At 40.3% G+C, this 22192-nt stretch carries 17 protein-coding genes; all 17 read right to left on the reverse strand.

The window, feature by feature from the left end; all coding sequences use genetic code 11:
• Complete coding sequence (locus tag DW015_RS00260) at positions 1 to 2445, reverse strand: collagen-like protein (RefSeq protein ID WP_117903362.1); 2445 nt, start codon at positions 2443 to 2445, stop codon at positions 1 to 3.
• Between the two features lie 98 nt (positions 2446 to 2543).
• A complete protein-coding gene (locus DW015_RS00265; RefSeq protein ID WP_117903363.1) occupies positions 2544 to 2897 on the reverse strand; it encodes a hypothetical protein in 354 nt (117 codons plus the stop codon).
• A gap of 2 nt (positions 2898 to 2899) precedes the next feature.
• Positions 2900 to 3952, reverse strand: coding sequence for a toprim domain-containing protein (locus tag DW015_RS00270; RefSeq protein ID WP_117903365.1), 1053 nt, complete (start codon positions 3950 to 3952; stop codon positions 2900 to 2902).
• On the reverse strand, positions 3949 to 4260 hold the full coding sequence (locus tag DW015_RS00275) for a hypothetical protein (protein ID WP_117903366.1): 312 nt from the start codon (positions 4258 to 4260) through the stop codon (positions 3949 to 3951). Before DW015_RS00275 ends, DW015_RS00270 begins: the two co-directional genes overlap by 4 nt.
• Positions 4261 to 4284: 24 nt before the next feature.
• The gene (locus DW015_RS00280) at positions 4285 to 12327 is read right to left on the reverse strand and encodes an LPD25 domain-containing protein (protein WP_117903368.1); all 8043 of its coding nucleotides are present in this window, start codon (positions 12325 to 12327) and stop codon (positions 4285 to 4287) included.
• A gap of 16 nt (positions 12328 to 12343) precedes the next feature.
• Positions 12344 to 12646, reverse strand: a complete 303-nt coding sequence (locus DW015_RS00285; protein ID WP_117903369.1) for a hypothetical protein — start codon at positions 12644 to 12646, stop codon at positions 12344 to 12346.
• Positions 12647 to 13425: 779 nt separating this feature from the next.
• Positions 13426 to 13593: a hypothetical protein gene (locus tag DW015_RS13325; protein ID WP_181979800.1), complete on the reverse strand. Its 168-nt coding sequence runs from the start codon at positions 13591 to 13593 to the stop codon at positions 13426 to 13428.
• 3 nt (positions 13594 to 13596) lie between these two features.
• Positions 13597 to 14025, reverse strand: a complete 429-nt coding sequence (locus DW015_RS00295) for a hypothetical protein (RefSeq protein ID WP_117903372.1) — start codon at positions 14023 to 14025, stop codon at positions 13597 to 13599.
• 232 nt (positions 14026 to 14257) lie between these two features.
• On the reverse strand, positions 14258 to 14608 hold the full coding sequence (locus DW015_RS00300) for a hypothetical protein (protein WP_022288339.1): 351 nt from the start codon (positions 14606 to 14608) through the stop codon (positions 14258 to 14260).
• 94 nt (positions 14609 to 14702) lie between these two features.
• On the reverse strand, positions 14703 to 17627 hold the full coding sequence (locus DW015_RS00305) for a SpaA isopeptide-forming pilin-related protein (RefSeq protein ID WP_117903374.1): 2925 nt from the start codon (positions 17625 to 17627) through the stop codon (positions 14703 to 14705).
• 132 nt (positions 17628 to 17759) lie between these two features.
• Positions 17760 to 18641 carry a hypothetical protein gene (locus tag DW015_RS00310; protein WP_117903376.1) on the reverse strand — a complete coding sequence of 294 codons (882 nt, stop codon included), beginning with the start codon at positions 18639 to 18641 and terminating at the stop codon, positions 17760 to 17762.
• Between the two features lie 112 nt (positions 18642 to 18753).
• Positions 18754 to 19671 carry a 3'-5' exonuclease gene (locus tag DW015_RS00315; RefSeq protein WP_117903377.1) on the reverse strand — a complete coding sequence of 306 codons (918 nt, stop codon included), beginning with the start codon at positions 19669 to 19671 and terminating at the stop codon, positions 18754 to 18756.
• Positions 19672 to 19688: 17 nt separating this feature from the next.
• Positions 19689 to 20090 (reverse strand): DUF6075 family protein, encoded by a 402-nt coding sequence (locus DW015_RS00320; protein ID WP_117903379.1) that lies wholly within the window; start codon positions 20088 to 20090, stop codon positions 19689 to 19691.
• A gap of 122 nt (positions 20091 to 20212) precedes the next feature.
• Positions 20213 to 20647: a TnpV protein gene (locus DW015_RS00325; RefSeq protein WP_117903380.1), complete on the reverse strand. Its 435-nt coding sequence runs from the start codon at positions 20645 to 20647 to the stop codon at positions 20213 to 20215.
• A gap of 19 nt (positions 20648 to 20666) precedes the next feature.
• The gene (locus DW015_RS00330) at positions 20667 to 21011 is read right to left on the reverse strand and encodes a hypothetical protein (RefSeq protein ID WP_117903382.1); all 345 of its coding nucleotides are present in this window, start codon (positions 21009 to 21011) and stop codon (positions 20667 to 20669) included.
• Positions 21004 to 21237, reverse strand: a complete 234-nt coding sequence (locus DW015_RS00335; protein WP_117903384.1) for a hypothetical protein — start codon at positions 21235 to 21237, stop codon at positions 21004 to 21006. Before DW015_RS00335 ends, DW015_RS00330 begins: the two co-directional genes overlap by 8 nt.
• 66 nt (positions 21238 to 21303) lie before the next feature.
• Entirely contained in the window at positions 21304 to 22191 is an 888-nt protein-coding gene (locus tag DW015_RS00340) for a ParB/RepB/Spo0J family partition protein (protein ID WP_117903386.1), read from the reverse strand.
• Position 22192: the final 1 nt, after the last annotated feature.

A 22192-nucleotide genomic window follows, 5' to 3' on the forward strand; every position in this document is an offset into this window, starting at 1 on the left:
TTACTTGCCTCCCTTGTCCTTAAATCCATTTCCTTTTGATGTGTCAGGTTTATTGTTATTATTGCTTGCTGCAGCCTTTGGAGCGTCAAAGCCACTGCCATGAGCAGGCTGAGATGTGCCGCTATTATTGCTGTTATTGTTGCTGTTTCCACTGTTGTTATCGGCTCTTGCGTCAGTTCCATTTGTGCCGTCTTTGCCTGCTGCGCCTTGCGCACCTCTGTCGCCTTTAGCTCCATTCATGCCGTTAGCGCCATTTAAGCCGTCTTTTCCGTCAGCACCCTTTGAAACACTGCCTGCGCCGCCTGATGAAAAGCCCTCTCCTACAGACTCTTTTACGTTATTGGCAATGTTGTCTTTTGCATTTGAGAATGTATCTTTTATTGAGCCTGGATTTGTTGCTGCATAAGCTGCCTTTGCGCCTGCATTAGTATGACCGAAAGCCCCGCCGACAGCGCCTGTTACAGTTCCAACAGCCGCTCCGCCTATAGCTTTTCCTATCTTTCCAGGGGTAGTATCACCGCCGTGTATACCGCCATATACGCCGCCTGCAAAGCCTTTTACTGCTCCTGCTGCGCTGCTTGCGGTATGCTTTGCTATATTACTTGCACCATGTACAACGCTGCTTCCTGCACGAGCAAGTCCCATTGTGGCATAACTGCCCATTTGCATTGATTGGTTGATAGCCATCATTGTGGCTGCGCCAGACTTAACACCTGCGTCAATGCCGAACAGCTTAGTCAGTATTTCAGGTCCGTCTATAACAAATTTTGCTCCTGCGATTATGACTATAAGCATTACGGCAAAATTATCTCCATAATCAGAAGATTTTACGCCCCATATAACGGAAATATATATCCTTATGAGAATGACAACTATCATAAGAACAATATTTGAGAGAAGCATATTTTGTATAGCCTTTTTGGCACGTCCTGAGCCATTAAGATCAGTAGCTATTATAAAAGGTGTTATTAGCTGTGAGAACACTATTTCAAAAAGGGTAGTTGCTATTTTTATTCCGCTGAAAATAAGACAAATAGCTACTGCTATCATTAGTACGAATGTTGACCAGAAGTCTATGTGATAATAGTACAAGCTGTCATATGTGTATCCGCTAGTAATATTTCTTCTTATAACTTGTTCTAAAGAATTAAGATTGTCATATTCTTCTTCATCAAAGAGTGGAAAAGCTTGATATGTTGCATTAACAGGCTCTGCTTCTTTAGCAGTCCTTGTGTTTGCAGCTATATTAAGATTTCTTATGACATCATTTTTTATGATATCAAGCGCTTCTTCAACAGTGTGTGCGTTTGCTCCAACTTCCTGCGTTTTGCCTGCGGCAGCTACAGCAGGGTGGTTTGCTATAATGTCACGAAGATATGTATTATAGTTAATGACATTTGTTATCCTGCTGCCGTCTGGATAATGCAGATCTCCAAGTGTAGCACCATAAGGACAAGCGTCCCCAATAGAAGCTGATAAAAATGTTTCATAATCTTTTTCAGACAGAACGCTTCCGTATATTGAGCCTGATGTGCTGTATACAGAACAGTAAACTTGCATATTTGCGCCATAATCAGCGCTAAGTATAAGTTCGCCGTTTGCATTTTTTAGAATATTATATTCATCTTCAAGACCGAGCAGGGACATCATGTTTTCGGTTGTCAGGTCATTAAATTTTTTCTGGGCAGGGTATACATCATTTACATCAGTGATATAATAGGTAGTCCATGGTTTATCATCATCAGGCGCAATACCACCAGTTATCTCGATATCTTTTATATTTCCAGAACTTCCTACAGTGTCAAGGTAATTCATTTTTTTCTTCAGGTCAACGCTGTTCTCGACGTCATATATTCCTGAAGCTAAAAGATCTTTTCCGAGTGTTCCTATAGCAACTGTTCCGTCACTGTTTACACTTGCTTGCTCAGATTGATCGTTTATCTTAATGTTTTGAGCTACATCAACACCTTTGCTGCGGAGAGAGTTGCAGGAAGATATAAATGTAGGAAATGCCACAAGAAGTATAGATGAAACGAGTATGCTCATAAGAAAGTCAGATACACGGATCTTATTGTGGTAAACTACTAATGCACAAGCTCCTAAAACGAGCGCAAGGCTCATTACTGCTATTATGACAGTTCCCATTTTACCAAAGCTGAATTCATCTGACAGATAATCAAAAAAGTTGAGCTTGAGCAGGGCGCTGATAGCTTTATCAAAAAAGTCAATTACATCTGCAAGAAAACTCAGAATGTTAAATTCGATATTCCGTAACAGATCACGAAACTGATTTCGGACAGTTACCATTTTTAGAATACTTGAAGAACAGCCAGTATATCCTGATCGTTCGGCTGCCCATACCTCCAAGCTTCCAAAGCCACTTGTTACTATGGCAGCTATAAATATGAGTTGATACCACACCTTTTTTGTTTTCATGTACTTCAAAATTATGCTCCTTTCGTGTGCTTTTTGTTTGTGTATGCTCGTAGAAACACTATAGATAAGCGTTTTTACGGACACACACAAATGTGTGTCCTTTTGATTTAACCCACGCCCATACTCTGCAAGAATTGGTCTGCGAAAACAAGCAAAATAATGGCAAAAACTAAAGCGATGAGCCACGTTTTTACATTAGCGACACCTTGTTTGCCGCTTGTGCTGAGGCATATAACTACGCCTACAACACACAAACCAATAAGTGACTCTGCAACAATGGACAAACCATCCTTATTTTTTTTTATCCACGCTGCTATGTTAGACCATACTCCGCCTGCTTCTGTGTCTTCAACGTCAGCATAAGCTGCCACGATCGTTGAAAAACAAGCCGTCATTGCTCCGAAAATTCGTGCGCTAAGCTTTATGCCTTTTCCTTTGATTTTCTCAATTGTTTTTTTCATAATTATTCCTCCGTATTTTGTTTTTTGTTTTTCGACGTTACAATAAATTTCAGCGTATCGTTCCAATCTTTGCCGTAAGGCGGTATGCTCACTTTTACAGTGTAATTTGCAGAATAGTCAGACATTAGCTTTTCTGTTGCTTGACGTCCTCTTTCATCATTATCAAGACAAAAGACTATCTGTTTGATCCGTGGATCATCAGATAGTCTTTGTTTAAGTGCTATATCAGAGCAGCCTGATAGTGATACCCTGTTTATTCCAAGCCAACAATCAGAACGATACATTTCAGACATTCCGACTGCTGCACACTGTTTTTTCATTGAAAGCTGCATTAAAGCTCCGTGAGATAAAAGGTCTATGGGTGCTTCAAACACATAAAGCTTTGTAGGGTCATAACCATACGCATTTGGTTTAGCAGGGATATAAAAGCTGTATTCTTTCATGCTGCCTTCAATGTTCTGCGGATAGTATTTGTTGTATGTGTTTGTGATCTTTGCTTCTGCAAACTTCATTGAGCCAAATTTATCGTAGCCGCAGAAAATAGCTCGCTTTTTAACATCGAGGTATATGAGCTTATTGCTGACACAATAATTTATTATGTCAGCTGGAAGCTTTCTCGTTATGTTAAGATAAGCGAAAAGCTCTCGCCATTTGCCCTGCATGGGCGGCGGAGCTTTAAATTCTGCCTTTTTAGTTTTTTTCTGATAGTGCTGTTCGCTGATTACTGCTTTTCTCATTTCAGGAGAAGCTCGTATACTGGCGTTGCCTATTAGACGAGAAACAGCTTCTTTAAAATCGTATCCATCGACCTTGCAAAGCCAGTCGATAGCACCTTTTCCGTAAAGATCTCTTGAATACCAGTGCCAGGTATAGCGGTCTGGATTGATCTTAAGACTGTCATGCTCTATCCCTATATACCAACCGCCTGACGATTTAAAGTTGAAACCCTCGTGGCTTTCGAGAAATGTGACCATATCTGTTCGCCGTGCGGCTTCAAGCTCCTCTTTAGAGTACATGACAAAGCTTTTGCCTGATTCGTATCTTCTGTCTATCATATACCCTCACCTCCTCTCATTATGAGTCGTGCTACAGCATCTTTGAAACCATATCCGCCAACTTTGCAGAGCCAGTCGATAGCACCTTTTCCAAACAGATTTCTTGAATACCAGTGCCATGTATAGCGGTCGGGGTTGATTTTAAGACTGTCATGTTCGTTGCATATAAGCCAGCCGTCTGAGGACTTAAAGGAAAAACCCTCGTGCTGCTCAAGAAATCTTACCATGTCGGTGTTCCTTGCTGCTTCGATCTCTTCTTTTGAATACATAACAAACTGCTCGCCAGAGTTATATCGTCTGTCTATCATATACCCTCACCTCCTCTCAATGTTTTATAATTTAAGAGCCTTTGGCTTAAGTTTTTCCAGTAAGGAATTATTCTTGCTTGTGTCAATTTTGTCACCGTTAAAAACATAGCTGCGAAACTGGTCGCTTTCTTTTTCAGACAGATTATAGACCTTTGTATCTGACGCAGCGATGAGCTTGCCACCCTTTGATACTACATCACACCATTCTGATTTGTCTTTAGTGCCGATCAATGCCTGATATTTGTTATTATGGAATCTAAATTCCACAGCACTTTCAGGAGCATTATTTATACTCTGAGAATTTCCGCTGAGCTGTGCATTGACATATTCAAGACGCTTTGTCTTTTCGGATAATTCTTGTCCATGTTCAAATGGTTTGAGCATATTTTGCTGAGCTTCTGAGAGATCTTTGTTTGCTCTTTCAAGCTGTTCTTCAAAAGAACATTGCTTCTGATTTATCTGTATTCCTGCAAGATTTTCAATTCTTCTGACATTTCCCACGCCATTATCTGTGGCAATGTCACATGAATAGGTGAGTTCTCCGTGGAGAACAGCGATACAAGGTTTATTATCAAGCTCAAAAAATGTATTTGCTGACGGATTTCGTTCTATTGTGACTTTAAAGCCATGATACGTTCCAAGCTCTATAGGCTCACCTGTGGCAGTACATTTTGCCATTGCCACGGCAATTTGTTCCCCTGCATTTTCTCTCTTATCGTATCTGACGCCGCCTATTGTCATTTCAAACTCCTTGTTCAACGCCTGATTTTTTTGATATTTAGACATATCGTTCCTAGCTTTTGTGAGAAGTTCAGAGTATTGTGTTATCTGTTTCGGCAAAATTTTCTCTGCCAACTCCTGCATTTTATAAATTGACTTCTTGTGTTCTGCTTCAAGAGTTTTCAGCATTGCAACATCATTGTCAAGCTGTATTTTCTCTTTTATCATAGGATTACCCGAAGCAATAGCTTGCATTTCAGAGTATGTAAGTACCATTTCGTCAACATCTTCTGAAACTCTCACAGGACTTTTGGAGGTCAATATCTGATTTATGAATTTTGCTTTATTGGTTATAATACCCATCATATATGCGTCAAACGTCTCTTCGGTAAGATAGTGGTAGATTCCGACGTGTGAAAATCTATTACCTTGCCTTATGCCACGTCCATCCTGCTGAGTGAGGTCAGATGGTTTCCACGGTATGTCAAGGTGATGGATTGCACAGATCCTATCTTGAATGTTAGCGCCCGTTCCAAGCTTTGAAGTACTTGCGATGATAAAACGTTTTTCTCCTTTGCGAAGGCTTTTGAACATCTCATCTCTTGCCCTATCTGTCTTTGCGTCGCCTGCAAAGCAAATCTCTTTTTCTGGTATTCCACGCTCGATAAGCGCTTGTTTTATAGCTTTGTACACAGAGAAGTGTGTTTCGTCCTCGTTGATCGCTATATCACAGAATACTATCTGCACGCCTTTTTCTGTCATAGTTTTTCTGTAGTTCTTTTCGAGGTTATCGATAAGCTTCATCACTTTGCTGTCTGGTGCAGGCTGAGCGTCTTTGAAAATACATCTAGTGTCAAGACCGAGCAAGCGTGCTTCATGAGTTATTTTCAGCATATTGTCCTGCCGTGGGTCGACAGTACCGCTGTGTATCGTTTCAGAACGTGTGGCAAGCTCTTTCATGTATGCTTTTTGACGTTCGTCAGGCTTTGAGGTCACTACTATCGGCTTGCCTGTTTCAAGCTTTGGCACAGGAAGTTTCAGCATATCCGCTGTTTGAATATCAGCGAATTCCTTATACATCTGCATAAGCTCAGGAATATTCACAAACTTGCTGAAACGGTTCTTCATCTGAAAGCCGTTGCCCGCAGGCTTGATTTCAAGCTGTGATACCACCTCACCGAATGTACTCGCCCAATCATCAAAATTCTGCAATCCTGCTTTTTCAAGAAGATCTGGTCTGAGATAACGCTGCATGACATAAAACTCGACCATTGAATTGCTTATAGGCGTTCCTGTAGCAAAAAGTATATTGTTGCAGCCGTACTTATTGTTGAGGTACTGAGTTTTCATCAGCATATCCTCTGATTTTTGTGCTGCTGTTGTTTGTACGCCTGCCACATTTGACATTTTTGTAGAAACAAAGCAGTTCTTATAGTTATGTGCTTCATCGCACACTAGATAGTCAAAGCCGAGTTTTTCAAAACACAATGATGAGTCTTTTGGAGAAGAAAGCAGCTTTTCAAGCCTTTCCTCTATGTTTTTCTTCTGACGTTCAAGGGCTTTTACTGATGATTTATCCCTCTTTCCTGTTTCTGATATCGCACTCATGATATCGTGAAGTTCTTTTTGCATGAACTGCTCTTTGTACTCGTCTGACATAGGTATTCTTTCAAACTGAGTAAATGACATTATCACGGCGTCATAGTCACCAGTAACACATCTTGCAATAAAACGCTTTCTATTGGCTTTGGTAAAGTCTTCAGGTTTTGCCACAAGCAGTTTTGCGTTTGGATAAAGCCGCAGCCATTCACTTGCCATTTGCAGCGTAAGGTGCTTTGGCACAACTACGCAGGCTTTATTTATAAGACCAAGGCGTTTCTTCTCCATTACAGTGGCAACCATTTCAAAGCTTTTTCCTGCACCAACTTCATGTGCGAAAAGTGTGTTTCCTCCAAGCTTTGCACGCATTATGGCGTTTGATTGATGTTTCCGCAGCGTTATTGATGTGTTCATGCCTGGAAAAGTTTGATGTGAGCCGTCATACTCTCTGCCCCTTATGGAGTTGAACAGATAGTTATACTTTGCAACGTATTTTTCACGTCTACCCATATCGTTCCATAGCCAGTTTTTAAAAGCCTCCTTCATTAAACGAGCTTTCTCTTTTGCAAGCTGTGTTTCCTTAGTGTTTATCTCATACCATACTCTACTGTCCTCCTCTCGTCTGTCACGAACTAAAATATCACGCTGGTTAAGCAGATTTTCAAAAATATGATAACTACTCATTCGGTTTGTACCGTAGGTTTGATTTGCGGCAATAGAATGGTCTTGATATTTTCCCTCAATCTTATATTCGCCAAGCGTTGTTCTTGTGACAGGGTATAAGTATGTATTTGCTTTTGCATATTCATTCAGAAACTTGTTGTAATCTGCAATATCGATCCAGTTTGCACCGATCCTTACAGAAATCTCACTTGCATCAAGGTCTTTTGGCACAACTTTCATCAGAGCCTCTACGTTTTTGTTGTAGCTGCTGTCAATATGCTCCGCATGATCTCTGGCTATTCTCAGCTTATCACGAATATTGCCTGACAGATATTCAGATGACTCTGTATAGCCTGAATATGGGTCATTGTCTTTAACTTTGGCAGGATCTCTGAATAGTTCATCACCAAGGTCAGCAATAACCTTTTCAGGCGTAGTGTCTGTGAGCTGTGACATATAGAGAATATCGACCTTTCCCAATCTGTCCATTGACACTTGAAGTGCTTCTAGTGCTGTATCAACTTTTGAAACTGGAATATCTGGAAGTATCGTTCTCTTTGTGAATATTGCAGCCTTTTCAACTGTCTTATTTTCCACGTTGACGACTTCGAGTGCAGCTAAAGTGTTGTAGTCATCATCATTAGAAAAGCAGCGTGAATTGGCACTGTCAGTGATGTTTCCGAACTTTGTTCTGAAATTGTCATATGTGCTGTTGAGCTTTTTCTGAAGTTCTGCAAGCTGTTCATCAGTGCAGCCGTCAGCCTGGGCATTGATAAGCTCCATAGTTGCTTGCCTTAGAGTATGAAGCCCTTTCATGCGTTCAAGCGATTTGCCTGTTTCTGTGACCTTGACCATTACTTCATTTTCACGGAAATAAAGATCTCCGTCAACAATGGTATGAGTGAAGTTCCTGACAGTTGGATCAGCAGGGAGTATCTCAGCTGTCCCATTGTCAAGCTCAGTTTCCACAGTATCAATAACGCCGTCTATTTTTGAAATGGCATTTATGAGCTGCTGTGCAAGGGGAGTGTCACTGTTTGCATAGCAGGTCGTTACCTTGCTGTCTGCACCATATTTTCCTCGCATACGCTCGTCCCACGCCATAGTACCAAGTACCATATCGGGGTTATCTGCAAAATATTTGTTGCAAGGTATACCGTCTGCTGTTTGAGTAACGTGTACCCAGTCTGGTATAACAGAGGTCATTGTTGTTCTTTTTTTCAGAAAGATAATATCTGTTGTAACACTGTCTGCGTCTTTAAACGTTCCAGAGGGAAGTCTTACTGCGCCTAAAAGGTCACAGCGTTCGGCAAGATACTTTCTTGCTTTATCATTTTTCTTGTCCATTGTGAATTTTGAAGTCACAATGGCAACAATTCCTCCAGGCTTTACCTTATCTACTGCTTTTGCGGCGAAATAGTCATGAATTTTGAAGTGGTATTTATCATAGGCTTTGTCTGCAATGCCATAATCTCCAAAAGGTATATTACCTATGACCACGTCAAAGCTGTTATTCTTGAATGTTGTTTTTTCAAACCCTTTTATCTGGATATTATCCTCTGGATAGAGCTGCTTGGCTATTCGTCCTGAAATGCTGTCAAGCTCAACTCCGTAAAGTTTTGAATCTGCCCTCATTTCATCAGGCATTTTTGCAAAAAAATTTCCAACGCCCATGCTAGGCTCTAGGATGTTTCCACCCTCAAATTGAAATCTTTCCAAAGCAAGATATACGCTGTCTATGACTTCTGGCGGTGTATAGAAGCTTGTAAGTGTAGATGACCGTGCTGCGGTATATTCATCTGCGGTCAGAAGTTCTCTTAAACGAGTCTGCCTTGCTCCCCAACTGTCAGCAGAAACATTCTCATTATCCGCAACAAAAGCTTGAGCAGTTCCGCCCCAACCTGAGTATCTAGCCATTATCTTCTGTTCTTCAGGTGTCGCAAGCCGCTTTTCACTCTCTATTTTCAGTAAAGTTTCAATAGCAGCTATATTTGCGTCACATCGAGCAGCAGCTCCGCCCACAACAACATTATCAGGGTCAAAGTGGTATGTGCTTGCCTTGACATTTTTCTTTGGCTTTTCTACCTTTTCGGTTTTGACATCTTTATCAGGTATAGTGACGGTTTCAGAAACAGGGGGTGTTTCAAAGAGTGATATCTGTTCATCAGATGTGGCAGATATATGGGTGCTTTCAGAAACAGGCGGTATTGTCTTTTTTTCTTCAGAGAGAACATTATTATCGATTGTAGGTGTTTCATATGGTATAGGTTTTTCGACCTCACCATTTTTTATCGCAAGCATTTTCTTTTCATAATCGTCGATCTGTTCTCTTGTGAAGTAGGCGTTTTCAGGCATTTTCTCATACAGCTCATTGATCTTAGCTATCTGTTTTTCAACTGTTTCTGCCCACAAGTGCTTTTCTGCACCTGTTTTCAGATAGTAATCACAATCAAGCTTAAGCCTGCCCCAAAGCTTGTCTATTTCAGGCTGTGTTTCATTTGTAGGTGTAGGCACTTCATCGACCAGTTCTGCCATATGTGCGGCTTTTGCAGCTTCAAGCTCAGGTATGATCGATCTGTATATTGAGTATCTTTTCAGAAAATCAATAACGCCGCCGTATCCGTCACCTGCGTCCTGGCGTTCAGTGATCGTTTGTCCGTCAGGCATATTGATAGTAAACTTGACCTTATCATAGCCCATAAACTGTGAGAATTCGTCATCAGCGTCTGCTTCATACCATGCTTTTACTGAGCCGTACTTCTCTATTGCAGCCTTTGCTCCTGCCACCATTTCACTGTCAGCCTGTTCCATGAGCGTGTCAAATTCTGCAACACTGTAGGTCTTGCCGTCCTCAAAGTAGTTGCTTTCGCTCCATTCACAGGTTATTGTAGGCTCGGACAATGCAGCAGAGGTCTTGACACCATTTGAACTTATATCTGCACTATTTTCCTGTTGCATACTCTTGACAATATTGCGACTTTGGTGTATAATATTAGAGTCAAGATTGTTTATCGCCTCAGGCAAATGGAGCCTTTGATACGAGGACAATTCTTGACTTTTTTGTTCACTGTGATTAATGTAAAAATCATTATCATATTGCTTGACAATCTCGAAAAGTTCTGCTATACTTATATCAGAGCTATTAAGAACCGCAGGGCGTAGCTGCTCGTCAGCCAAACCTATAATTCTTAATGGTTCTATTTTTATGTCCTGCAAATTGTAGAGCCTTTTTAATGTTCCGCCTTTTGCGTCAAAGAGTTCTTCAATACTCATTTTGGCTATATAGTGGGTATTATCAATATTACAAATTGAGTAAAGCTTGTGCATAAAGGAAGAATTGTACGCTTTGTTATTTTTATTTAAATCAGTAAGCTGTGTGTCAAGGAGTGTGCCGCTTTCAACCAATTTTTTGACATGATGCAGCATTTCAAAAGGTATGTTATCTTCGTGCTTAAATGCATATCGGATCGAGTCTTCAATGCCGGCTCTACTGACTTGAATGTTCCAGCCGGTATCTTTGTTGACAAAAACGCCTCTGTCTATTACTTGATTTCTTACATCAGCTTTGATTTGTGGATAATCTGCACCTGTCGTGTCGATATTAACAATTTCGACTTTTGTTTGTTCTGAATTTCTCCAATCGCCGTTTTTTACTCTGTAAAACGGTGATTTTTTGTGTATTTCGTTTTCATATCTGTCAGCCCAGACCTGTGTAAGTTGCAATTCACTTTCAGTGAAATTCAAAACACTTTTTCGTGGTTCAATCGTTTTTAGAACGTCAAAATCCTGTTGTGTAAGGATCAGCTTCGATTGTTCCTTGGCGTGCTGTATTACTGCTTTGTCGAGAAATTCCTGCACGGCATGAGGCTCTATCTGACCATCGACCGCCTGATGAAACATATCAAAAAAAGTGCGTATCTCATCTGTTGTAAGGCGTTCATCTATCTCATCAAGAACAACCGTTGAAATTCCCTCAGAAAAACCCTGCTGCAGCATGGCTTTTTGTTCATCACTATATTCATGGTGAGAGAACATATCTGACAGTTTCAGCCGACCATTGAGCTCGTTTACATATGTATAGTAATCATTAAGTATGCCCTTTGAATCGAGTGTTTGATCTATTACACTTTGAGCGTAGTAGTCTGCTACTAAAGATGATATATGCCGCAGTTCGTCGGGCGAATATCGGATGCTTACCCAATGCTGTATGTTATGCTCGCCATTTTGTGCAGCCGCCACAACCGCTTGCTTTAGTGCAAGTATCTGGTCTTGCGAAAATTTAAGCCTTATAAGGTCTTGGAGTATATCATCAACCCTATCAGACGTGCTTTCTTGCTTTGCGGTTTTGGCATTGTCAAGAGCTTTGTTTTTGTGGTCAATTGCGATAACTTCTTTTTCAATTTCAAACAGCGTGTCTTTGGCAGCGTGCTGAACAGCTCTGCTGAAAAGAATCATATCTCTTGCATTTTTGATAAGGTCAAGAGCGCTTACATCAACATCGGTATGCAGATCTATTTTACCTGAAAGATTACATCTTTGAGAAACAACGAACTGCACCACAGAATCCAGTGCATGGCGGTATACCTCAGCCTGTTTTGTGTCAAGTCCCATTTGAGATATTGCATTTTGTACTGACTCAGCTATAGGCGCAGAATTAAGACTGTTTGCTGTCATTGCTTCGATACATTCTTTGACCGATCCTGCGTTTATATTGTATCGGTTATTAAGCGTATTGAGCAGCTCAGGTGTATTGCGGTCAGTAAGTGTCCACATCTCAGGCAACTCTTTGCCGCCTGTCTGAGTGACGTCATATAAATATCTGCAAGTGTGATTTTTGCCAAAAACAGCAACGCCGTGAGAGCCACGTCTTACATATCGCCCTAGACGTCCCCATTTCTTATACTCAGCGATCTTTGTTGCGTTTCTATTCTGCTGATATACTAGCACAGCGTCTGAATACGGCTGCTTATACATCTTTGCAGAAAATTTGAGATAATCAATGTATTCCTGCTTATTGTTCCTCAGCTGCTCATTGATTTCAAACCATGCTTGTTTTACAGCTTCATACTTATCGTGCTTATCCATTTAAGTTTCCCCTCTTTTATTTTTCAAGAATATTTAAGAGCCGCTCCAAAAGCGCTTTATTCTTGCCTGTATCTGTCATATCCACGATGTTGAGCGCATATCTTACGCCCTCAACAAATCCTAGATCGTGAGCGTCATCAATTACATTCGCTTGCAGTTCACATTCTTCCTCTTGCAGCTGAATTAATCGCTCTCGCCGCCCTTTGTAGGTTTTCACCCAATGGGTCTGAGCATTGTCTGTTTCGTAATCATCTTGAAATCCTATCATGATTTCTTCCAAGATATCAAACTTAGATTTCTTTGGCGTTTCAGTAATCATTGTGGTTACTCCTCTCGGTTATATAAAAAGAGCGTATGAATTTCTTCACACGCTCAGGTTTGCGATTTTAAGTTGTGTGTCACTGTGACACACTTATGTATGTGTAAGTTTATAACTTTGTAAAAAATATTGTATTGACCTTTCAATTTATAATATTTATACTTTATAGATGAAAGGAGGCGTATTTATAATGGACGTTATAAAAGATATCATAAATATTATTTACAACAATTATAAATTATCGCATTTTGTATTGTTAGCATTGTTAATGTGTTCATTTGACAATGATTTAAAATCAATGCTTGATCCGGTAATTTTTAATGATGTAAGGGTATATCCAATTCTTATGGGTTTGACAGTTCTTGTATACTTGACTACATGGCTATTATTCTGCTGGTGGTTTTTCTTGCACGTTAGTGATATAATTATTTCAATATCACGTAAACATAATGTTGATATGACTATATATGACAAATCCATTGTGTGTTTTGATTTAAAACCGTACAAAAAGGTTACTAGATACCGGCTAGTTAATGCAATTAAAATGTTATGTTTTCTCGTGATGATTGTGTCATTTCACAACCATTACCAATATATAGTTCATTACCTGCTTTCGCATTTTTGGAAATATCAGCTATTATTTTTAATATTTCCATCTGTTTTAGTGATCTATTTGTTTGTGTTTAAGAAATTCATAAAGAATAAAATTTGATTGTGTTTTTTTCTGTAAAATATATTGTTGTCTTATTTCACATAACATGATATAATAATCCAAGAATTTATAGTGAGTTGTATTTTTGGCTAATAACCTTTGTAGGTCTTTTCTTCATCATGATTTTTAAAAACTTCTCAAAACGTGCCGTATCTGCGGCTGTGGCTTTGTAGCGTTTAGGAACATCATGATGTAGTTTAAATGTTAGTCCTTTTCCTTTTTGCCCAAGTTCCATGTATTATTTTTCTCCTGTCATGCTTATTAACTGATATCCATTATCTTTCAAATATGTGGCGATGACAGCTTCTTGATTTTCAAAAAACAACTGCAATGAATTGTCTATCCAATAAGTATCTGAGTCAGGGTCATAAAAGATTGTAAACCTGTAGTCCTCAGCTACCTTATCTACACCTTTCATTTTTGCTATCATTTTATCAAAGTTGTTATCACAAACGTCATAGAACGGAACACCTAACTTTTCATCATCACCTTTTTCAAGGCAACCAAGTTCAAAACACTTAGAATCATCACTTTTATGTATGACGTATATCTTTGTGCTTTTATAATTTGGATAAAATAACAGCAGCTGTTCATGCTCATTAGCCGCATGATATGTCAAGTAGCTCTTACTTTTATAGTGATTTTCCAATCTTTCAAATATGCTCATTCCTCAACTCTCCGAATGATTATTTCTTTTAAGGTGTATCTCCCTGTTAATGCAGCCCTTAAAAGCATCAATATTTGTGAAGTAAAAAATACAACGCACAATAGTACTATAAATACAATGCATTTTTGAGGTATAGACCATTCGTTTAAAAAGAAAGAGCAAAGTATTGCAGCTATAACAACACTTTCAGCAAGACCTGATTTTAAAAGTTACATCATGGAGTTCATTGTCATTATTCACCATTATCACCTCTCTTAGAATATCCTCTACAAATAATTTTCTCGTCATTTAATTTGGCTATAATGTTTCCCTCATATGTGTATTTTTTTGAGAATACATTTATCAATATAGCACACTGCATAAAGCAGAAAATTGCAAACAGAACTATCATAAAATCATTGTTATCACAGTGTTCTTGCGGTAAGATCCAGCCGTTTTCAAAACAAACACATACTAGAATAGCTGAAATGACACTCTTACCAAACAATCTAATTTCATCTTTTAAAACAGATGTTACTGTATAAATTACTCTTTCTTTTTTACTTGGATACTTGAAATTAAAATCGATATTCACATTATTCATTCCCGTCCTCCTCAGCGCCTGCCCCGTTGCAGGCGCTTTCTTCATTATAGATAAATTGATCCCCTTTTTACTGTCTTTTTTCAGACAGTATCAATTATCTTTCTTTTCTTTTTCGGCTGAACATCACGATAGCAGCTCCTGCGAGAATGATAGCCACGCTGCACAGTACTGTTCTACCGTCTGTGTCATTGTCCGTTACACCAGTGTTCGGCGTGTCAGGTGCTTTTTCGTTGACCATATCCGTGTCAACTGTCTGTGCATATGCTACAGTGACCTGTTTTGAGTCAGCGACCAAATAGCCGTATGGAACTGTAGAGCCGTCCTCTGTTATTGTGTATGTACCTATCGGTACATTTTCAAACTTCGCTATGCCGTCCTTATCGGTTATCGCAGGAATGTTTATCTCTCTGCCTGTGTCAGATGTTCCCGAAAGAATAAAACGAATGCCCTCGATGTTCGTCATGCCGTCTGTTTTCTTGTGTACTTGAACTGTTCCTGTCTGCTCGTTATTGAGAATATTTTCATCAATAGTCTGAGCATACTCGACCTTGACTTCCTTTTCATCAGCTACGAGATAGCCGTATGGAACTGTTTCCTTATCCTCGATAATTTTGTATGTACCCACTGGTACGTTCTCAAAAACTGCTACGCCGTCCTTATCGGTAGTTGCAGGAATGTTTATTTCACGTCCTGTGTCTGATGTACCTTTGAGGTAGAAAGTGATACCCTCAACATTCTTCTGACCCTCAGTCCTTTTCTGAACCTTGATAGAGCCTGTCTTTTCCTCATTAGTGACCTTGACTGCTGCGGTTGTGTTGTACTCAACCGTGACCTCCTGCTCATCAGCAACAAGATAAGCCGCAGAAACTGTTGAGCCGTCCTCTGTGATGACATACTTGCCGATAACAAGCTTATCGAACATTGCTACGCCATTTTCATCTGTTGTCGCTTCAAACTTCAAGTCCTTGTTTGTATCAGAAATGCCTGTTGCAAAGAACTTAATGCCCTCGATATTGAGATTGCCTGTTGTTGTCTTTGTGACCTTGATAGAGCCACTTTTCTTCTTGTTTGTCATTTCAGCCTTGACGATATCATCGTTTTCTGTTATTTCGAACGGATAAAGAGTATCGTCAATTTCATAGATATCTGGTGCTGATATCTCTCTGTAGAAATATTTGCCTATAGCAAGCTGAAAATGTGCAATGCCGTTCTCGTCTGTAGTTCCTGTGATGACCTGTTCTTTATTTTCATTAAGAATTTCAAAAGTACAATCAGGGATAAGCTCACCTGTTGAAATGTCATTCTTTGTTATCTCAAAAGGAATGGTGTTTTGCTCGTTTTCAAAATCTACAACGAACTCAGCCTGCTGTTCAACAAGCTTGATAGTCTGTGTTGGCTCATTAGAAATCGAATAGCCCTTTGGTGCTTCAATTTCTGTCACTGTGTAGCTGTAGCCTTTGTAGATAGCCTTTGTTGTTTCAGCTATGCCGTCTGCGCCTGTGGTTATAGTGTCGATAACTGTTCCCTTTGGATATATACAATAGCCATTGCCAACGTAGATATCCTCGGCTGCTGCCACTTCAAACTTTGCGCCCTCAAGGTCAGCTCTTGTTTCAGCGTCACGCTTATGAATGGTTATCTTGCCCTTTTCAGGAGCAGAAGCCTTGTTTACAAACTCCGTTTTAGCCGTCTTGTCAGCGGTAACAGTGATAGCTTTCTTTGATGATATCATGTAGCCGTCTGCCGTGGATATTTCTCTCCACTCATAATCGCCCTCTGGCAGACCTGTTACATCAATATCACCCTTGGTGTTTGGCGTAAGGTCTGTAGCCTGTGAAGCGAGGTCAGTGAAGCTGTAGATTCCGTCCTTTCCAGTTGCCTTTACAAACTTGTAGCTGTCACCGACCTTGCAAGCAAGCTGAAACTTAACGGCTTTGTACATATCCGCTGTGCCTGTCTGCTTGTTGTCAAAGTAATCTGTGAAGCTCTTGTCAAGGTGAGCTGAGCCTATTGGTGTTGTTATTTTCAGATAAGCCTTAACAGGGTCTTTATCCTCATAACAAGAAACCACCATTTCCTGAACGTCTGAGCCACCTGAAAGGATAAGAGGTGAACACTCATCTATGTGTTCAACATACTTGCCCTTTGTCTTTGTTAGCGTGAAAACAACGTTTTTCAAGTCCTCAGCCTTGTCGGCGGTGATAGTCATATTAGAGCCTGAGCGTGTAACAGTCACTGAGTTAGGCTTTGAAACGCTGAACTGTGAAAGGCTGTCAAGCTTAACTGTGGCTGTCCACTTGCCTGTCTTGACATCATATTTTGCAGGATATGTTGCACTTGCAGGTATCCTCTTGCTGTTTTTGCTTGTACCACTTGGAACATCATGGTGAGAAACCATTTCAGACTTCATCTTTTTGTAGCACTCGACCAACTCTTGGTGATGAGCAGAAGCATTATTGCCATTGTAGTAATAGCTGTTGATGAGCTTTGTTTCGTTATTTGAAAGACCAGTTGTAGACTCATCATAGTATCTTGCCGAAACAGCCTGAGCCATTATGCTTGAGGCACATATCTCTGTATCCTTAGAGTAGCCGTACTGAGTTTTTCCCTTGTAGCTGTAAATGCAAAACTCCTTGATCTGTCTTTGCATACTGTCGGGAACGTGAGCACCCTTTACATAGTCAGCTAGTGTTTGCTGTTTAGATGTTGTTCCGTTTGTGTGCAACTTATCAAAGTTGATACAATAAGCATAGCTGCCGTCAGATGTTGAGAAATACGGCACTGAGCTTGCCCAGTAGCCTGTGAAGTGTGTGTCATTGGACTTGCCCGTTTCAATGTCATAGCCGTTAGGCAGTCCCGACCCTCTGAAGTCATAGCTCCATTCATTGAGCCACTGCTGTGTGGCTTTGTTGGTGTCGGAAAAAGCTGAGGCTGTTATGCCCTGCGTTAATGCCGACAAGCTGAGCAGGAGAGCCATTGCAACACTGCTCAGCCTTTTGAAAAGCGTTTTTCTTTTCATTTGTCCTTACCTCCTAGATTTTTTTATCTATCTGAAAAGCCGTGTGGCTTGAATTTTTGCAATAAAAAAAGCAACTCGAAATTCTCGAATTGCTTTAAAGTTCGTATTCAATTTTCATTTTTTCCTTTTTAATTAGTATATGAGGTATATTTCCCATGCAGGCTTGCCGTCACTATTGATAGCTGAGCCGTCACCGTGCCACTCAGTATATATGACTATCTGTGCGTCTTTTACTACAGTGTATAAATCATCAACGTGACCTTTGACCTTGCGGTAAAGCTCATCATATGAAGAATAAGTGTCAGGTGAAACCGTATCAGGTGTACCCCAAGAAGAATTATCAAGGTTCATCCAACCTATATCTGAAAGAAGTTCGTCAACAGAGGAGTAACCGCATTCTGCATATATATCCTTGAAGATTGGACGTGCTATTTCATTACTATATGCCTGCAATTCTCTTTTCAGCCTGTCAATATCATTCTGCGTAAGCTCAAACTTCGGCTTTGCCGTTGTAGTTGTAGTCGGCTTTGGCTTCGGGGCTTGCGTTTCCTTTGCCGTTGTGGTTGTCTGACGCTCTGTCTGTCTTTCTGTCTGACGTTCCGTCTGCTGTGGCTGATAGCTGTTGTTATTGTCATTGCTGTAGCTGTTGTTGCCTGAGCCGTTGTTTGAAGTGCTGTGGCTGTAGCTCTGATTATTATTCACTGTTCCGCCGTTGCTTGCCTTAGAGCTGTTCGCCTTTGCAGTGTTCTTTGAAGCAGTCGATGATTTAGAACTGCTTGTGCTTTTTGTGCTTGCAGACGTTCCCGTTGTGGTAGCCGAAAGGGAAGCTGTTTCCTCACTCTGAGAGGTCAGTGTGGCTTCCGTTGTGGTAGTTGCCGAAGCTTCTGTGCTTGAAGCCGTTGTGGTTGCCTTTGGAGGGGCTGATGATGTGTTGTCTGTGTTGCCACAGGCGGTTATGCTTATCATTGTCGCACTGATTATCAAGGCGGCTATGGCTTTTATCGTGTTCTTCATATGGATTTCCTCCTTTTCCAAACTAGATTATATCACAATTGATTTGTGATGTCAAATATTGCTGTTTAACTTTGAGCGTTTATCACGTTTGCGATATCATTGCTCAGGGCTGCTATTCTCCGCTAAGTATTTTATGATACACAAACAAAGTTGCATAGCAATCACCTAAGCTGTTATGAGCTTCTTCATGCTCAGCCCAATCATAATCATAGTACGCCGCTGCTGTTGTGAGTTTCTGCCATTTATAATCCTCATGATACACACTGTATTCACCGTAAATTTCAGCAAATTGTATCATCACATCTTCAGTACGAAATGCATTGTACTCCTCATCTGTTATGATATCGCTTCCCATGAGAAATCTCAAATCAAAATCAACGTTATAGCCGATTATCCAATGTGCCTGCGATAATATCGCATATAGTTCAGCGGCTTTCTCGTTTATATATGGTGCGTCAGCTACCATTTTAGGCGAGATATGATTAACGCTTTCTGCTTTTGACCATTCTTTGTGCCTGAGTGGCTTGAAGTAGCTGTCAAAAAGAACGTTTCCCTCCTCGTCAATGATAGATACCTGCAATAGCTCATCACGAAAAGGGTCAAGTCCTGTGGTTTCTGTATCTATCACTATTGATTTAGGATACTCTTTTTTCGGATAAAGCTCTTTTGTTTTCTCGGTTAATTTCCATATCAAATCTCGATAAGGCAATAAGGCAGCTTCAACCGCTTCATCAAATATCTTCTTCTGTTCCTCTTGGCGTTTCTTTTCCTCGGCTTCTTTACGCCACTTGCGGTTAAGTCTTGCCAGCTTATTTTTTCTGTCCCTCTCAGGCTGAAAAAAATCCTGCAACTCTTTTTCTGTTGCAAGCTCTACCTCATCAGGGCTGTAGTACACATATGAAGTTTGGCAATTCTTATTCGCCCAAAGTTCAACGCCTTTAGCGTCCTTTTTCGGTAGCTGTCCTAAGAGCGCCCATTGACGTATAGTTTTGTATTTTTCATATTCGGGACAATAGTTCTTAGCTTTCATATCATTACCTTCATTACTTAAATGGAAATCTCGAATCTCATCTTGATTGCTTCGAAGTAGTACGGCGTATAGTTACAGTTAAAAATATTGTCAGGAGCATAGTATTTGCTCGGCACATATTTTTTTTCACCATTCGTGTCGATATAAGTTTCAGGATCATCTGACTCATACACAGTGCCGTTCCAAAGGTTGAATGCCAAACGTGTTGTTTTACTGCTTGTGCTTGTTTGAAAAGGCTTGTTCAACCCCTCAAAAATAATCACGTCTTTCTTAATATCGTATAGTGCGCCTATGTGTTTACGCAAAACACTGTCCATTGTCAAAAGATATGCAAGCGACAAGTGATAGCCGTCAAGATAGGGCATTTTCTTGCAGAGTTTGTTAAACAGTTCCTCGTGTTCGTCATCATAAAAAATCATTTTTCTTTCCTGCCTTTCTTAACAAAAAAGGACACCTGAAATTCAAGTGTCCTTAAGTTTGTATTTACCTACATCTTAAATGCAGAAATAACGATTTCTGCAAAAAGTCTGCCATATGAAACCTATTCACGGAGCTTATAAACGATCTCCTCCATTACCTGATGTTCGAGCGTCATGAGCCTTTCCTTTTCCCACTTGCGTATAGCATTGAACTCTGTAGGACGTGGGTGATCTTTTCTGTAGATCTCATCAAGCTCGTCAAACCTCTCCTCAGCTTCGATATCTATTTCTCTCGGAATGATCTGCCAACGGCATTCGCACACGAGAATGTCAACGTCTGCTGGGTATTCTGCTTCCATCCATTTCATCCATGCACGTCCCCATCTGCGGATAGGCTTTTTGAGAAGCTTTTCTTCTTCGGGGTCACTTGTGTATGCTATCTTCGGGACGTATGTACCCTCTGGAGTAAGCTCATACTCAAAAAGATCGCAGCCAACATCTTCTGGTCCTGCCTGCTCGATTTCAAAATCTTCGTTAAAATTCCTGTTTTCGTTCATAATGGTCCTCCTCTTTCAATTACAAACTTTTATGTTTTTGAGTGATGTTATCTGAGTGTGTCACCGTGACACATTGTTCTTTGATGTTTTCTTCTGCTTTGGAGCTGTCAAAGCACTTGTGAAGTCTATCACTGTAGCTTTTTGCCTGTGATATGCGATCAAAGTATTCAATGCTCGAATAGTCTATTACATTGTTTACTTCATCAAGAAACGGCTTCGCAGCCACCGCAAACGTATCATTAAATGCCGCCATCACAGCGCAATCATTGTCTATTGATACTATCTCATACAGCCGTTTGTCTTTAGCCATATACAAGGCGGTTTGATGATTGCTGCCAAATGTTTTTATGACACCGCTACTCATTGACCTGCTCCGCCTTTTTCTTGCTGTCAGTTTTTATCTCAGCTGATTTTCTGAGATATTCCTGAACCTTTTTCGGAACGGTCTTGCTGTAAAGCCTGTTCACAACATTTTCTGCGGCTTTGGTTATCTCCTCATTGAGCAACTCTTCGATGTTTCCGTCTGGCATATAGCAGCGGATAGCTTCAACTTTTCTGCGGTCTATGTCTATTTTGAACGTCATGTTCATTACTTTTCCTCCTGTGCTATGATTATATCATATTATTTTTCGTTTGTGGTAACTTTTTTTGTACTCTTAATTTTCAAGATATTTATCAAGCAGCTCATACACTATCTTGTCAAGCTCACTTTCGGTCATGTTCTGCATACATAACGGCTTTTTGATATACATCTCATTGTATAAGCTGTTCTTGTATGGCTCTTTTTTCTTTTCAGACAGATTCCTTATAGCTTTCATGATATCATAGATATCACTGCTTCCACTGTCTGTCATTTGCTCTATGACCAACGTCAGCTCTTTTGAACTGAGCCGTTCGTCATAATTGTAATAGTCTGCTATGGCTTTCTGCTGCTCAGGACTGAGCTTTGCAAGCGGCTCAATGAACTTTATCTGAATAGATTTGCTGTCTATAAGCTCTGCTAACCCATTATCAAGATTTGAGATATTTGCATAGCGGTAAATGGTTTTTCTGGATATACCGAACATATTGCTTATCTCATTTACTGTCAGGTCTGCTGAAACGTTTTTCCTCAGACTTAAGTATGTATTGAACATTTTTGAAAGCTCACTTGGACGTGGCTCTTTACGCTGAATGTTTGCCTGGCAGACTATATCGAAAGCCACGTTATCATCAGTGACTTCGATAACAACGGCGTCAATGTCAAGGTACATAAGCTTTTTGCAAGCAGCGTATCTTTTATGACCGCTGAGTATCTGATAGCTGTTGCTGCTAATGCTGCGAACTATTATCGGTGTGATAATTCCACATTTTGAAATAGAGTCGACAAGTGCAGATATCTCGTTTTCTTCCATGGCAAAGGGCTGAGGTTTGCCGTTAAAGCTGAAAGGCTCGATTTTTGACATCGGCAGCGAAACCACTTTTTGTTTATCCATGAGAAGCTCCTCAAAGTTATTTGAGAAGTTAGCTCTTGGACGATTTGCGGAGCGTTTTATATCTATCATA

Origin of the sequence: Ruminococcus sp. AF37-20, from assembly GCF_003460465.1 — a bacterium.
GTDB lineage: Bacteria > Bacillota > Clostridia > Oscillospirales > Ruminococcaceae > Hominimerdicola > Hominimerdicola aceti.

Excerpts from the sequence above, each read along its gene's own strand:
- DW015_RS00265 (WP_117903363.1), bottom strand. The coding sequence starts at position 2,897 with ATGAAAAAAACAATTGAGAAAATCAAAGGAAAAGGCATAAAGCTTAGC.
- DW015_RS00270 (WP_117903365.1), bottom strand. The coding sequence starts at position 3,952 with ATGATAGACAGAAGATACGAATCAGGCAAAAGCTTTGTCATGTACTCT.
- DW015_RS00275 (WP_117903366.1), bottom strand. The coding sequence starts at position 4,260 with ATGATAGACAGACGATATAACTCTGGCGAGCAGTTTGTTATGTATTCA.
- DW015_RS00280 (WP_117903368.1), bottom strand. The coding sequence starts at position 12,327 with ATGGATAAGCACGATAAGTATGAAGCTGTAAAACAAGCATGGTTTGAA.
- DW015_RS00285 (WP_117903369.1), bottom strand. The coding sequence starts at position 12,646 with ATGATTACTGAAACGCCAAAGAAATCTAAGTTTGATATCTTGGAAGAA.
- DW015_RS13325 (WP_181979800.1), bottom strand. The coding sequence starts at position 13,593 with ATGGAACTTGGGCAAAAAGGAAAAGGACTAACATTTAAACTACATCAT.
- DW015_RS00295 (WP_117903372.1), bottom strand. The coding sequence starts at position 14,025 with ATGAGCATATTTGAAAGATTGGAAAATCACTATAAAAGTAAGAGCTAC.
- DW015_RS00300 (WP_022288339.1), bottom strand. The coding sequence starts at position 14,608 with ATGAATAATGTGAATATCGATTTTAATTTCAAGTATCCAAGTAAAAAA.
- DW015_RS00305 (WP_117903374.1), bottom strand. The coding sequence starts at position 17,627 with ATGAAAAGAAAAACGCTTTTCAAAAGGCTGAGCAGTGTTGCAATGGCT.
- DW015_RS00310 (WP_117903376.1), bottom strand. The coding sequence starts at position 18,641 with ATGAAGAACACGATAAAAGCCATAGCCGCCTTGATAATCAGTGCGACA.
- DW015_RS00315 (WP_117903377.1), bottom strand. The coding sequence starts at position 19,671 with ATGAAAGCTAAGAACTATTGTCCCGAATATGAAAAATACAAAACTATA.
- DW015_RS00320 (WP_117903379.1), bottom strand. The coding sequence starts at position 20,090 with ATGATTTTTTATGATGACGAACACGAGGAACTGTTTAACAAACTCTGC.
- DW015_RS00325 (WP_117903380.1), bottom strand. The coding sequence starts at position 20,647 with ATGAACGAAAACAGGAATTTTAACGAAGATTTTGAAATCGAGCAGGCA.
- DW015_RS00330 (WP_117903382.1), bottom strand. The coding sequence starts at position 21,011 with ATGAGTAGCGGTGTCATAAAAACATTTGGCAGCAATCATCAAACCGCC.
- DW015_RS00335 (WP_117903384.1), bottom strand. The coding sequence starts at position 21,237 with ATGAACATGACGTTCAAAATAGACATAGACCGCAGAAAAGTTGAAGCT.
- DW015_RS00340 (WP_117903386.1), bottom strand. The coding sequence starts at position 22,191 with ATGATAGATATAAAACGCTCCGCAAATCGTCCAAGAGCTAACTTCTCA.